Source organism: Acinetobacter sp. 228 (genome assembly GCF_048147885.1).
The window spans coordinates 197,947-211,339 of sequence record NZ_JAYWYV010000002.1 but is presented as its reverse complement, the minus strand read 5'-3'; the positions used below and the strand labels follow the sequence as shown (position 1 = coordinate 211,339).

Annotated in this window: 12 protein-coding genes; all 12 read left to right on the top strand. The window is 45.4% G+C overall.

Annotated features, from left to right (window positions below):
* Nucleotides 1-9 precede the first annotated feature (9 nt).
* The 12 genes from nirD to VXQ92_RS02325 all read left to right on the top strand — a co-directional run bounded on the left by nirD (nt 10) and on the right by VXQ92_RS02325 (nt 13,305).
* Nucleotides 10-1,620, top strand: a complete 1,611-nt coding sequence (gene nirD, locus VXQ92_RS02380) for a nitrite reductase small subunit NirD (RefSeq protein WP_416680231.1) — start codon at nt 10-12, stop codon at nt 1,618-1,620.
* 189 nt (nt 1,621-1,809) lie between these two features.
* Nucleotides 1,810-4,587, top strand: coding sequence for a molybdopterin-dependent oxidoreductase (locus VXQ92_RS02375; RefSeq protein ID WP_416680229.1), 2,778 nt, complete (start codon nt 1,810-1,812; stop codon nt 4,585-4,587).
* Nucleotides 4,584-5,210, top strand: a complete 627-nt coding sequence (gene mobA, locus VXQ92_RS02370) for a molybdenum cofactor guanylyltransferase (RefSeq protein ID WP_416680227.1) — start codon at nt 4,584-4,586, stop codon at nt 5,208-5,210. Before VXQ92_RS02375 ends, mobA begins: the two co-directional genes overlap by 4 nt.
* Before the next feature lie 230 nt (nt 5,211-5,440).
* Nucleotides 5,441-6,469, top strand: a complete 1,029-nt coding sequence (gene moaA, locus VXQ92_RS02365; protein ID WP_416680225.1) for a GTP 3',8-cyclase MoaA — start codon at nt 5,441-5,443, stop codon at nt 6,467-6,469.
* Between the two features lie 2 nt (nt 6,470-6,471).
* Nucleotides 6,472-6,738 (top strand): MoaD/ThiS family protein, encoded by a 267-nt coding sequence (locus VXQ92_RS02360; RefSeq protein WP_416680223.1) that lies wholly within the window; start codon nt 6,472-6,474, stop codon nt 6,736-6,738.
* Nucleotide 6,739: 1 nt separating this feature from the next.
* Nucleotides 6,740-7,273: a molybdenum cofactor biosynthesis protein MoaE gene (locus VXQ92_RS02355; protein WP_416680221.1), complete on the top strand. Its 534-nt coding sequence runs from the start codon at nt 6,740-6,742 to the stop codon at nt 7,271-7,273.
* A gap of 68 nt (nt 7,274-7,341) precedes the next feature.
* Nucleotides 7,342-8,265, top strand: coding sequence for a bifunctional molybdenum cofactor biosynthesis protein MoaC/MoaB (moaCB, locus tag VXQ92_RS02350; protein WP_416680219.1), 924 nt, complete (start codon nt 7,342-7,344; stop codon nt 8,263-8,265).
* Complete coding sequence (locus tag VXQ92_RS02345) at nt 8,262-9,503, top strand: molybdopterin molybdotransferase MoeA (RefSeq protein WP_416680217.1); 1,242 nt, start codon at nt 8,262-8,264, stop codon at nt 9,501-9,503. Before moaCB ends, VXQ92_RS02345 begins: the two co-directional genes overlap by 4 nt.
* 26 nt (nt 9,504-9,529) lie before the next feature.
* Nucleotides 9,530-10,294, top strand: a complete 765-nt coding sequence (gene modA, locus VXQ92_RS02340) for a molybdate ABC transporter substrate-binding protein (protein ID WP_416680310.1) — start codon at nt 9,530-9,532, stop codon at nt 10,292-10,294.
* A 6-nt stretch (nt 10,295-10,300) separates the two neighbouring features.
* On the top strand, nt 10,301-10,984 hold the full coding sequence (gene modB / locus VXQ92_RS02335; RefSeq protein ID WP_416680215.1) for a molybdate ABC transporter permease subunit: 684 nt from the start codon (nt 10,301-10,303) through the stop codon (nt 10,982-10,984).
* A 1-nt stretch (nt 10,985) separates the two neighbouring features.
* A complete protein-coding gene (locus VXQ92_RS02330; RefSeq protein ID WP_416680212.1) occupies nt 10,986-11,627 on the top strand; it encodes an ATP-binding cassette domain-containing protein in 642 nt (213 codons plus the stop codon).
* 328 nt (nt 11,628-11,955) lie between these two features.
* Entirely contained in the window at nt 11,956-13,305 is a 1,350-nt protein-coding gene (locus VXQ92_RS02325; protein WP_064102881.1) for an MFS transporter, read from the top strand.
* Nucleotides 13,306-13,393 lie beyond the last annotated feature (88 nt).

Here is a 13,393-nt window from a genome sequence, read left to right as displayed (position 1 = left end):
AGAATGAAAATGACAATTTTAAAAGACATGAACGAACTGAACTGGTACGAAGTCTGCAATCTGGATGAGATCACTCCGAATACCGGTGTGGCAGCCCTGATTGAAGATCAGCAGATTGCAATTTTTCGCGTGGGTCAGGAACAGCGGGTTTATGCGCTTAGCAATCAGGATCCGTTTAGTCTGGCCAATGTCATGGCACGTGGCATTCTGGGTGATCTGCAAGGTGAGCGTGTAGTCGCATCCCCAATTTACAAGCAGCATTTCAGTCTGGTGACCGGTCGTTGTCTGGAAGAACAAGAGCAGAAATTACTAGTATTTCCAACCCGAATTGAAAATGGCAAAGTTCTGGTGAGTCCAACTCCACAAAAGACCTATATTTCCAGTAATGGTCAAAACACAGAGCGTTTAAAACTGGTACTGGTCGGGAATGGACTGGCGGGTATGCGCTGTCTGGAAGACTTGCTGGATATGGCACCAGATCGTTATGAAATGACCGTGATTGGGGAAGAGCCATGGGGTAATTACAACCGGATCATGTTGTCACCGGTATTGTCTGGTGAGAAAAGCTTTGCCGAAATTATGCTGCATTCAGCCGACTGGTATGCCGAAAAAGGCATTCGATTCATTGCTGGAGATGCTGCCATCTCTATCGACCGTTCACGTAAGCAGGTTCATACCGAAAAAGGCGAAGTCGTTGCTTATGATCGTCTGATCCTCGCGACCGGTTCGAAACCTTTCGTACCACCAATTCCAGGTACTGAACTTGAAGGCGTGATTAGCTTCCGGGATATTCAGGATGTTAACCGCATGCTGGATTACTGCAAAACCAAACAAAACGCCGTCGTGATTGGGGGCGGCCTGCTGGGACTGGAAGCAGCTTATGGACTGAAGCAGCAAGGGATGAATGTAACTGTACTGCACCTGATGGACCGTATTATGGATCGTCAGCTGGACATGAAAGCCAGTCAAATGCTGAAAAAATCAATTGAAGACAAAGGTATCCGGATCATTACCGAAGCCAATACCGAAGAGCTGCTCGGTATTGACGGTCACGTGACTCAACTGCGCTTAAAAGACGGGACAATGCTGGATGCCGATTTGGTGGTTTTTGCCATCGGGATTCGTCCGAATAAAACCTTGGCTGAGAAGGCTGGCTTGCGCTGTAATCGCGGAGTACTGGTAAATGACACCATGCAAACCTATGACCCGAGTATTTATGCGGTAGGTGAATGTATTGAGCATCGTGGCCAAACCTTTGGACTGGTTGAGCCATTATGGGGACAGGCCTTTATCTGTGCGACACATCTGGCTGAACATGGCCGACTGACCTTTAAGGCACCGACTGTTCCGACCCAACTCAAGGTTAGCGGATGTGATGTCTTCTCAGCCGGAAATTTCGAACCTCAGGATGATTTTGAAGATATCGTGCTGAATGATGAAAAACGTCAGATTTATAAACGGATCATTATCCAGCAGGACAAAGTCATTGGTGCGGTGCTATTTGGCGATACCGAAGATGGGGCTTGGTATGCAGAACTGATTGCAGATCAGACACCGATTAGTAATATCCGCAGCAAACTGCTTTTTGGTCGGGATTTTGCATTAAAAAAGGCTGGGTAATCGGATCAATCTCCCCCCAACCCCTCTTTTTCAAATTTCAAAGAGGGGAATCTCCCTCCTTTGCTAAAGGAGGGTTGGGGAGGATCAAAGCTTTTGAGACATAGAAAAATTTAAATTAAATATATAAAAGCTAGATATCAGAGATTTGGCTAGACAAGTAAATTTGGATGATTAAGGAGCACAGCAGCAATGAATAGTATTCCGGTTATGGAACTACATAGCTCTACTGAATCCCAAATAAAAACCACTCAGACAACCTGTCCTTATTGTGGGGTGGGCTGTGGTGTCATCGCGTATGTAAACCAAACCCCGACGGGTGAAAAGGTTGAGATTGAAGGCGATGTTCAGCATCCTGCGAACCTGGGCAAGTTGTGTATTAAAGGCAGTCATCTCGCCGATACACTTAGTCTAAAAACCCGGCTTCTGCATCCGATGACAGGTCGAAAAGAACAGCGGCAAATAAGCACTTGGGATCATGCCATTCCAAGTATTGCCAATAAATTTCAGCAATGTATTGATCAGTATGGGCGCGACAGCATCGCCTTTTACGTCTCCGGCCAGCTTTTGACTGAAGACTATTATGTGGTGAACAAGTTTGTAAAAGGCTATCTCGGTACTGCCAATATTGATACCAATTCAAGGCTGTGCATGTCATCTGCTGTGGCAGCACATAAACGGGCTTTCGGCGAAGACCTAGTACCGGCCAGCTACACAGATTTTGAGCAGACAGAAATGGTGGTTCTGGTGGGTTCCAATACCGCCTGGTGCCATCCGGTGCTTTATCAGCGCATCATGCAAGCCAAAGAAGAGCGAGATTTATTTGTGGTGGTGATTGATCCCCGCTTTACCGCAACCTGTGAAGCGGCAGACTTACACTTGCCCATTTTACCGGGTCAGGATGTCGCGCTGTTTAATGGTTTGTTGCAGTATCTTCAGAAAAATGGTCATGCCGATCTGGATTTTGTTACCCAACATACTCAAGGTCTGGAGCAGGCACTTGCCAGCAGCTCGACAGAGTCATCACTTGAAAGCGTGGCTCAACGAACCGGGATTACTATTGAAAAATTAACCTTATTTTTTCAGAAATTTGCCCAGACCGAAAAAATCATGAGCCTATTTTCCATGGGCGTAAACCAATCCTCTCAAGGGGTAGACAAGGCCAATAGCATTATCAATTGTCATTTATTGACAGGAAAAATAGGCAAACCCGGTTCGGCGCCTTTTTCCATGACTGGACAACCGAATGCCATGGGCGGACGGGAAGTCGGTGGGCTGGCCAATATGCTGGCCAGTCATCTGGATCTGGATAACCCGCAGCATCAGCAACTGGTGCAGGATTTCTGGCAAAGCCCGGTCATCGCACGGCAGCCCGGATTAAAAGCCATAGATTTATTTCAAGCAGTGGAAAGCGGGAAAATTAAGGCCATCTGGATTATGGCCACCAATCCGATCGTAAGTTTACCCGATGCAGATCAGGTTAAACGCGCTCTGGAAACGTGTGAATTTGTGGTGGTCTCCGATATTTGTCTCGACACCGATACCACGCAATATGCCGATGTACTGTTGCCGGCACTGGGTTGGGGCGAAAAAGATGGCACAGTCACCAATTCGGAGCGCTGTATTTCAAGGCAAAAGGCTTTTTTACCGGCTCCGGGTGAGGCTAAAGCAGACTGGTGGGCCATTTCCCGGGTGGCTCAGGTCTTAGGTTTTCGCGGTTTTGACTTTAAAAATAGCCATGACATTTTTCTGGAACATGCCCGTTTATCTGCCTATCAGAATAGTTCACTTTCGCAACGTGAAGATACACCCAATTTTCGCTATTTCAACCTGCAAGGTTTAACTCATCTCGGTTTTGCGGAATACCAGAATCTGGTACCAGTCCAGTGGCCGGTCTGGGATAAGCAAGAAGTTCATCAGGTTGGTCAACTATTTAGCCAAGGCCAGTTTAGCCATGCAGATGGCAAAGCCAGACTGGTGCCAACAGTTGCAGCCGATCCGGTACATACTATTTCTGCTGAATATCCCTTGATCCTGAATACCGGACGCATTCGCGATCAATGGCACACCATGAACCGTACCGGATTATCTGCCAGTTTATCCCAGCATCGTGCCGAGCCTTATTGTGAGCTGCATCCGCAAGATGCGCTGAAGTATGGCCTGAAAGATGCCGAGCTGGTCGAGGTGAAATCCGCTTGGGGAAGTTGCGTACTCCGTGTGCAATTTTCACAAAATATGCGACGTGGCCAGATTTTTGCACCGATTCACTGGAACGACCAGTTTGCGTCCGATGCGCGGATTGGTAAAGTGGTGAATCCGGTGGTTGACCCGATTTCCGGCGAGCCAGAGTTTAAGCATACTCCGGTGATGATCCAGCCATTTTATACTGAGTGGCAGGGCGTGCTGTATGTACGGGAAGGCTTTGAGCAGCAGATCCAGACCATGATTGAAAATACGGTATGGTGGAGCAAAATTCAAACCGCTCAGGCCATCCGTTATGAACTGGCAGACCGGCGCCGTTTTTCTGAGATCACCGGGCAGATCAAGAGCCTGTTAGCCTTTGATGATGAAAGCTTTGAATGGCTGAATCTCGAAGATCAAACGGCGCATATCAGTCATAGTGTGGTGCTTCAGGATGGCCAGTTAATTGCCAGTTTTTATATCGCACCGGCAGCACTATTGCCAGATCGTGACTGGGTGGCAGGCCTGTTTAGACGTGAACGTCTGAGTGCATTGCATCGTAAAGCATTGCTGGCAGGTCAGGCCATGTCGATGGGAAATAGTGAAGGGCCATTGGTCTGTAGCTGTTTTAAGGTCGGTAAGAACCGAATTGTCCAAACCATTAAAGATAAAAATATCACGCATGAAAAACAGGTGACTGCATGTCTGAAAGCCGGAGGAAATTGTGGTTCATGCTTGCCAGAAATTAGAGGCCTGATTAAAGCCTGCCAGACGGAGTGCATAGAATGAAAAGAAGAGTGATGAAAACGGTATCTTATCCGGAAACTGACGTGGTGATCCTGGCCGGCGGTTTAGCGCGGCGCATGAATGGCATCAATAAATTGCTGCACAAATTTGATGATGAAATCCAGCTGATTAAAATCTATCAGCAGTTGAAGTCCCGGGCAAGCAAAGTTTGGGTCAATAGCCATCGGGATCATTCCATTTATAAACGGATGATTCCTTCTATCGACTTTTATCAGGACGATGAACCCGGTTTTCAGGGACCATTGATGGGCATGAAGAGTGCCTGGTCACATGTACAATCTGATTATGTGCTGTTCGTACCCTGTGATGTGACCTATATCCCCAAAAAGGTCATTTCACGTTTACATCAGACCCTGCAACGACATCCTTTATGTGAAGTGGCGGTGGTTGAAATCAATGAAAAGGCATTGTTTCCATTCTGTCTGATGAAACGCAGCAGCTTACCCACTCTTATCCAACACCTTGAAAATGATCAGCACAGTTTAAAACTCTGTTTTGCTGACATGCACATGCAGCGGGCAAGCTTTAAAAATCGTGCCCTGTTTTTCCACAGCATTAATTCATTTGATGAGCTACAACAGCATCAACAGCTTAACTTTCTCTAGCGTTTAAAATGCTAAAAGCCGAATTATTATATTCTGGCTCACCAAAATATTGCTTTTTTTATTTTTCGAGCAAACTTTCGGACTAAAAAAGAACAAATATTATCCATTAATATTCAAGAAAAATAAATTTGTGCAAAGTTGGAACACTTATTGCTCATTCATTGTGAAGAAATAGGGCAGTAAATCAAGACTGTTAAATAACCGTGCAGATCTCATCATGGACCGCAGCAATGAACAGCATGACAGCTTTAGCATCTCGCAGTATCTTTCAGGATCAGTTTGGACGCCAGAAACGTAAGTTGCGGATATCAGTAACTGACCGTTGTAATTTCAAATGCAGTTATTGCATGCCTGAACATCCGGAATGGATGAACAAAAAAGATTTGCTTAGTTTTGAAGCCCTGTATGCTTTTTGCGAGTTTATGGTGCGACACGGGATTGAGCAGATCCGGGTGACGGGGGGAGAACCGTTGATGCGTCAAGGTATTGTTCATTTTATTGCCCGCTTACAGACGCTGAAAGCTATTGGTCTGAAACGTATTTCCATGACCAGTAATGGCCATTATTTAAAAGATTATGCCCAGCCGCTTAAACAGGCAGGACTGGACGACCTGAATATCAGTCTGGACAGTCTTGATCCAAGGCAGTTTCAGCAACTGACCCAAAAACAGTTACAGCCTGTACTTCAGGGCATTGCTGCCGCGCAGCAGGCAGGTTTGTCCGTCAAGATCAATAGCGTGCTGCTTAAAGGCATTAATGACGATCAGATTATGCCTTTAGTGAAATGGGCGCAGCAGCAAAAGCTGGAACTGCGCTTTATTGAGTTTATGCCGCTGGATGGTGATCAAAAATGGAATCCAGCCGATGTGGTGAGCGAACAGGATATTTTAAACCAGCTCAAAACTGAGTTTGAGATCAGCCGTTCTCAAGAGCAAGCGGCTAATCCGGCGCGTGGCTATCTGGTCAATGGACTGCCACTGGGGATTATTTCTACCATTACCCATTCATTTTGTGGCGACTGTGACCGCTTGCGCTTGAACGCACAGGGTGAGTTTTATAACTGTTTGTTTGCCAGACAGGGCCTGAACCTGAAAGCGGATATCGAACAATTGGCTCGTGATGGATTTGCCACCAATACATTAAAGGACAAGCTGCATTATTACATCTGGCACAAAGAAGCCGGTTTCCATGCGATCCAGCAGCAAGCGCAAACCCAAAAGCCCATTCGAAAAATCAGTATGCACAGTATTGGAGGATAAATATGTCACTCACGGATCAAAATTCGATTGAGATAAAAATTGAAGCTTTTGGTGCAATTGAACGGCAACTTCCGGCTGATTTAAGCCTGCTGTGTGTCGCAGAGATTCCAGTTTCTACCGTTCTGGATCAATTGCTGGTGCTTTATCCGAATGTAGATTCAATGCTAGAGCGCTGTGCCTGTGCCATCGGTGAGGACATTATTTCCAGACAGCACGTATTAACTCAGGACAGTACGCTGGTGCTGTTATCGCCTGTCGCAGGAGGTTGAGATGCAACTGAAGCAATTTTCCCGAATCCAGCAGAATGCTTTCCAGTTAGAGGATTTTGATGGAATCGCCAATTTTCCAGAATGTGGCGGCATCGGCATTTTCATCGGTACAGTACGCAATCACCATCAAGGTAAAGCGGTTCGTGCCTTGAAGTATACAGCTTATGCGCCTGTGGCTGAAAAAATGATCCGTGAAATTGAACAGCAGATTCAGGCCAAATATCAGGTGTCTTATGTACGTGTGGTACATCGTATTGGTGCACTGGACATCGGTGAAACCGCCATTATTGCCTTGGCCTATGCAGCCCATCGTCGTGAAGCATTCGCTGCCTGCGAGGAAGCCGTTGAACGGGTGAAACATGAAGTGCCAGTCTGGAAAGAGGAATTTTATATGGATGGGAGCAGCCAGTATGTCGAAGGCTGTTGTATCCGAAAAGATCATGGACCTGAAACGGATCACTCTCATCCTGCAAAAGATGTGCAATGTCACCATCACCATGTAGCACCACACGCTTGCCAATCACCATCTAATTAAATGCGTCCAATAAGGATGCATAAGGTGAATCACTTTAAACAGATTTTAAAATTAGCCCGGGACGAATCATGAAAAATGTAGGGATGAAAGCAGAAAGTTACCGTACAGCGATTGCCACTGGAATCCTGCATGCACCGCCACATTGCATTGAGTTGCTGCGTAATGGCAATACTGAAAAAGGGGATGCCCTGAAAACAGCACGCATTGCCGGCATTCTCGGTGCAAAACGGACCGATGAGCTGATACCACTATGCCATCCATTGCCGATTTATCGTGCCGATGTGGAATATGAACTGTGTGATGCGCATGTCGAAATTATTGCTACCGTGGAAACCATTGGACCAACCGGTGTGGAAATGGAGGCTTTGACAGCGGTAAGTCTGGCGGGTCTGACCTTGTACGATATGCTGAAGCCGCATTGTGAACCGGAAGATTTGTCGTTGGATCAATGCAGGTTGCAGCAGAAAAAAGGTGGAAAATCACATTTTACCCGCGTACTTAAAGAGAGTCTGTCCGCTTCAGTTATTGTACTGTCCGATACGGTCGCAGCAGGCAAAAAGCCGGACACTGCCGGACAAAACGTACTGGAAATTTTGCAAGAGGCTAATTTTAACTCTATTAGTTATCAGGTCATTCCCGATAGCCCAGAACAGCTCTTGACCCTGATTGAACAGCAGAAAAATCAGTATCCGCTAATTCTAACTGTGGGCGGTACTGGTTTAGGTCCTAAAGACCTAACGGTTGAAACCCTGCAACCTTTGCTGCAACGGGAAATTCCCGGCTTGATGGAAGCTTCACGTAGTTTTGGGCAAAAACGTACCCCTTATGCGGCATTAAGTCGTGGCGTGGCGGGCTATATTGAGAACAGTCTGGTGATGACCCTGCCGGGAAGTCGGCAGGGTGCAAAAGAATCCCTGATCGCGGTACTTCCTGCGTTGGTACACTTGTTTGATGTACAAAAAAATATTCCACATGCGGGAGGCTATCAATGAATCAGGCACTATCGCATTCAGCCTGCGGTGCTGAACCGGGACTGATTTCTGTTGATCAGGCGCTGCAGATGTTACTGGAACAGACCCATGTCTTGGCAACTGAAAGCTTGCCGCTTGCTCAGGCTCTGAATAGCTATCTGGCAGAAGCGATTGATTCGACCATACCATTGCCGCTGTTTTCACAAAGTGCTGTAGATGGCTATGCGCTTTGTAGCTCAGACATGGTTAGTGCACAAAGCACTTTTGAACTCATTGGAGAGATTCGGGCAGGACAAAGCATCAAAATTGAATTGCAGCCGGGGCAGGCGGTCCGGATTTTTACCGGTGCCAGGATTCCGGCAGGCACTACAACGGTCGCCCGTCAGGAAATTGTCGAATACCATGCCAATCAAATCATTATCACAACAGACCTAAAACCTCATGCGGATATACGTGATGCAGGCGAGGAAATCGCTCAAGGGCAGTGTCTGGCAGATGTAGGACAAAAACTGCATGTAGGTGCAATTGCAGCTTTAAGTATGGCAGGTGTGAAGCAGGTTTCAGTCTATCGTTATCCTAAAATCACCGTTGTGATTACTGGAGATGAAGTTGCTTCCAGCATTGAAGACCTGAATTCCGGCAAAATCTTTGACGCCAATGCTCCACTAATTCAGGCCTGGTTTCAGTCACAGGGACAAAACGTAGATATTCTGCATGTGTCCGATTGTGAGTCCGAACTGCAATTATTACTGAACCGACTCAAACACCAATACGATGTCATCTTGACCACAGGCGGGGTTTCGGTAGGTGATTATGATTTTATTCGCCCGGTTGCCCTGAAGCAGGGTTTTGAGCAGATTTTCTGGAAAGTGAAGCAGAAGCCCGGAAAACCGATGTTATTTGCCAAGTATCGTCGAGATGATCAAAGTTACTGTTATCTCTTGGGTTTACCGGGAAATCCAGCTGCCGTGTATGTCGGGATGCAACTCTATATGGCAACTTTATTGAATGCCTTACAAGGGAAAAAGCAGTCACCTGCATGGCTCAGTGCGGTGATGACGCATGATTTGAAAGCGGATGCACGCGAGCGATTTTTAAGAATGGCTGCCGAATTTGATCAGGGTAACTTACAACTCAAGAGCCTGGCAAAGCAGCAGTCGCATATGCTGAGTAATCTGATGCAGGCCAACTGTCTGGTCCGTATTCCGGCAGGAACAGAAATCCATGCTGGTCAAGTCCTACAGGGTTTATGGATTTAAACTGAATGCAAAGTAGAAATAAACAGATGCAACTTTTCAGAATCTTATTCATCGGCATGCTGCCTATATCCGGCTTAACACATGCTGAGACAGTAAAAATATATGCTGCAGCCAGCCTGACCAATGCAATCACTGATATTTCCAAGCTATATCAGCAGCAACATTGCAATATTCGGATTATTCCTGTTTTTGGAGCCTCTTCTGTGCTGGCCAGACAGATTGCAGCGGGAGCTGAGAGTGATATCTTTTTTTCTGCAGATCTTGAATGGATGCATAATTTACTTAAAAAACAAAAAATTTCGATCGGTCAGATTCGACCTTTGCTCTTGAATGAACTTGTATTGATTAGTCCTATTCAGCAAAAAAACCATTTTAGAATATCAGCCGACTTTAATTTTGCTAAAGCCTTTCAAGGTTATTTATGTACTGGGCAAATGGAATCGGTGCCTGCTGGGAAATATGCCCAGCAAAGCTTAACCCGGCTGGGCTGGTTGAATCCGCTTCGAGGCAGAATAGTCGGTACGGATAGCGTTCGTTCAACCTTGGCTTTTGTAGAACGTGGCGAATGTCAGGTCGGTATTGTGTATAGAACCGTTGCATTAATGAGTAAAAAAGTTAGAATTTCGGGAGTATTTCCAGCCAGTACACATCGTCCGATTGTGTATCCGATTGCTTTAACCCGGCAGGGCCAGAAAAATCAGGCAGCAATCCAATTTTCTGAATTTATCCAGACGAACGCACAGGCCAGACAGATTTTTCAGAAATATGGCTTTAAGCTTAAGGTAGGCTAACTGCTCATGCTTACACCAGAAGAATTGAATGCCTTAGCGCTTTCAGCCAAAGTGGCGGGCTTTGCTACAGCGGTGTGCCTGCCATTTGCTATCGCCGTAGCATGGCTGCTGGCACGTTATGAATTCAGGGCCAAATTTCTCGTAGAGGCAATATTGCAGATGCCTATGGTACTGCCGCCGGTAGTACTGGGCTATCTTCTGCTCCTGCTATTTGGCTATCAGGGGATAATGGGGCAATATCTGCATGCATGGGGAATTCAGCTGATATTTAACTGGAAAGGTGCTGTACTGGCAGCAATAATTGTGGCATTTCCTTTAATGGTTCAACCAATTCGCTTGTCTTTTCAAATGATCAACCGACAGTTAGAACAAGTGGCAGGATCTCTGGGCGCTGCACCATGGCGGGTATTCTGTAGCATTAGTCTGCCATTGGCTTTGCCGGGGATTTTAATCGGCAGCATTTTATGTTTCAGTCGCAGTCTGGGAGAATTTGGTGCCACGATTACCTTTGTTGGCAATATTCCCGAGGAAACCCGCACGATTCCTATCGCCATTTATAGCCTGTTGCAACAACCTGATGGAGAAAGCATGGCCATGCGTCTGGTCATTTTATCTCTGATTCTGGCTTTTTCTGCCTTGATTGCAAATTACTGGATCATGCAGAAGTATCAACGTAAATTGGAAGCTTAAGATGTTGAAGTGTGATTTTCAGTTTAATTACGAAAATTTCCAGCTACAGGCCAATCTGGATATGCAGATGCAGTTGATTGGTATTGTCGGAGCATCAGGAAGTGGGAAAAGCACCTTTTTAAAAAATATTGCAGGGCTATTAAAACCATCACAAGGCTTTATTCATTTTCAGCAAAAAATATTATTCGATCATCAGCAGAAACTGAATATTCCGGTTCATCAAAGAAAAATTGCCCTGACTTTTCAGCAAGCCCTACTGTTTCCGCATCTGAATGTCATGCAGAATTTAAGATATGCAGAACAGCTCAATATAAAAAATAAAGGTCAGCAGAAATTTATGTTTGAAGACATTGTGGAGTTACTTGAATTAAAGCCACTACTTCGGCATCGGGCGCATCAACTTTCTGGTGGACAGGCACAGCGCGTTTCTATCGGACGTGCACTTTTATCTTCTCCCGATCTATTACTTTTGGATGAACCTTTAAATGGACTGGATCAAAAGCTGAAAAACCAGATTTTACCTTTTCTGAAAATTGTGATTAATCAAACAAACTTACCCATGATTTATGTGACTCATCATGTAGATGAAGTGGTATATTTACAGGCGCAGTTGCTGCATTTTGAAAAGGGAAAAATAGTCTGATTCAATGCTGCACCGATTTAAACCAGCAATGATTCCGAGCAGGTCATCCTCTCGCTGTTTTGCAAAAAATGCTTCAGAAGATAGCTATTTTTTCACTATTTTTAAGAAAGAAACATCTAAATTAGAAGCCTAAATATAAATTATTTTATATAAAACAATATCTTATTTTATTTTAAAAACAATCTGGCATGACCTGTGCATATATCTGATTAAAGTCAAAGAAGACTCTACATTTGTATGACGGCCAATGACGTCCGTTCTGATCGTTACTGATATGCCTCGGCATCACAGTGAATTAAATAAGTTCAGTTCTGGTAAGGAAATGGCTATGTCTTCAAATACAAGTCTCAATAAAGCAACAAAAATAAGTCTATTTAACTTCAGTACTTCAGCGATGCGAGCCTTCCATATGAGTTGGCTCGCTTTTTTTGTCTGTTTCTTTGCGTGGTTTGCCTGTGCACCGTTAATGCCCGTCATTGCCGGTGAATTCAGCCTGACCAAAGAGCAGATCGCCAATATCAATATTGCCGCAGTCGCCATTACAATTCTGGTGCGTCTGATCGTGGGACCATTGTGTGATAAATACGGTCCGCGTAAAACCTATACCGCTTTACTGATTATTGGCAGTATTCCAGTGTTTGGTGTGGCGTCGGCCAACAGTTATGAATCTTTCTTGTTTTTCCGTTTATTGATTGGCGCCATCGGTGCCAGCTTCGTGATTACCCAATATCATACCAGTATCATGTTTGCACCGAATGTCGTGGGAACGGCAAATGCGACTACAGCCGGTTGGGGGAATGCCGGTGGCGGTGCGACTCAAGCCCTGATGCCTTTAATGCTGGCTGCTTTGGTGATGTTCGGTGTAGAACAGGCAATGGGATGGAGAATTGCACTTCTGGTTCCGGGTATTCTGATGATCATTGTCGGTGTATTGTACTGGAAGTTCACTCAGGACTGTCCACAAGGCAATTTTAAAGAACTCCGTGCTCAAGGTATTTCTGTTGGTAGCGATAAAAAAGGCGGCCTTGCAATCTTGATGCATGCCGCACGTAACTACCGTGTGTGGATTTTGTTTGGAGCTTATGCAGCCTGTTTTGGTATTGAAATTTTCATCCATAACATTATTGCCTTGTACTTTGTCGACAACTTCCAGTTTGGCCTAAAAGAAGCAGGCATGGCTGCCGGAATTTTTGGTTTACTGGCGTTGTTTGCCCGCGCCTTGGGTGGCATTGTTTCAGACAAAGTTGCGATTCAAAAAGGTCTGGATGGTCGAACCAAAGTCCTGTTTGCCTTGATCATGCTGGAAGGTCTGTTTCTTATTCTATTTTCGCAAATGAACAGCGCGACCTTGGCGATCATGGCGATGACTATCTTTGCCTTGTTTACCCATATGGCATGTGGCGCTACCTATGCACTGGTGCCTTTTATCGACCGTGATGCCTTGGGTGGTGTGGCCGGTATTATTGGAGCAGGTGGCAATGTCGGCGCGGTAGCTGCAGGTTTCCTGTTAAAAGGCATGCTGGATATTCAAACCACTTTGATGGTACTGGGTGGCTTGGTGGTGATTGCTGCAAGTTGTGTGTTGATGATCCGCTTCTCTGTCGAGCATAAAGAAAAAGAACAGCTGTTATATGAACAGGCAGTAAATGAACGTCATCTGGCGGAAGCACAGCAATAACACAACACGCCCTGATATAAAATGAATTGACAAAAAGGATAGCAATATCCTTTTTGTTGGTTTTGCTAACTCAATAATAAAATGATGA

Excerpts from the sequence above, each read along its gene's own strand:
- nirD (WP_416680231.1), top strand. The coding sequence starts at position 10 with ATGACAATTTTAAAAGACATGAACGAACTGAACTGGTACGAAGTCTGC.
- VXQ92_RS02375 (WP_416680229.1), top strand. The coding sequence starts at position 1,810 with ATGAATAGTATTCCGGTTATGGAACTACATAGCTCTACTGAATCCCAA.
- mobA (WP_416680227.1), top strand. The coding sequence starts at position 4,584 with ATGAAAAGAAGAGTGATGAAAACGGTATCTTATCCGGAAACTGACGTG.
- moaA (WP_416680225.1), top strand. The coding sequence starts at position 5,441 with ATGAACAGCATGACAGCTTTAGCATCTCGCAGTATCTTTCAGGATCAG.
- VXQ92_RS02360 (WP_416680223.1), top strand. The coding sequence starts at position 6,472 with ATGTCACTCACGGATCAAAATTCGATTGAGATAAAAATTGAAGCTTTT.
- VXQ92_RS02355 (WP_416680221.1), top strand. The coding sequence starts at position 6,740 with ATGCAACTGAAGCAATTTTCCCGAATCCAGCAGAATGCTTTCCAGTTA.
- moaCB (WP_416680219.1), top strand. The coding sequence starts at position 7,342 with ATGAAAAATGTAGGGATGAAAGCAGAAAGTTACCGTACAGCGATTGCC.
- VXQ92_RS02345 (WP_416680217.1), top strand. The coding sequence starts at position 8,262 with ATGAATCAGGCACTATCGCATTCAGCCTGCGGTGCTGAACCGGGACTG.
- modA (WP_416680310.1), top strand. The coding sequence starts at position 9,530 with ATGCAACTTTTCAGAATCTTATTCATCGGCATGCTGCCTATATCCGGC.
- modB (WP_416680215.1), top strand. The coding sequence starts at position 10,301 with ATGCTTACACCAGAAGAATTGAATGCCTTAGCGCTTTCAGCCAAAGTG.
- VXQ92_RS02330 (WP_416680212.1), top strand. The coding sequence starts at position 10,986 with ATGTTGAAGTGTGATTTTCAGTTTAATTACGAAAATTTCCAGCTACAG.
- VXQ92_RS02325 (WP_064102881.1), top strand. The coding sequence starts at position 11,956 with ATGTCTTCAAATACAAGTCTCAATAAAGCAACAAAAATAAGTCTATTT.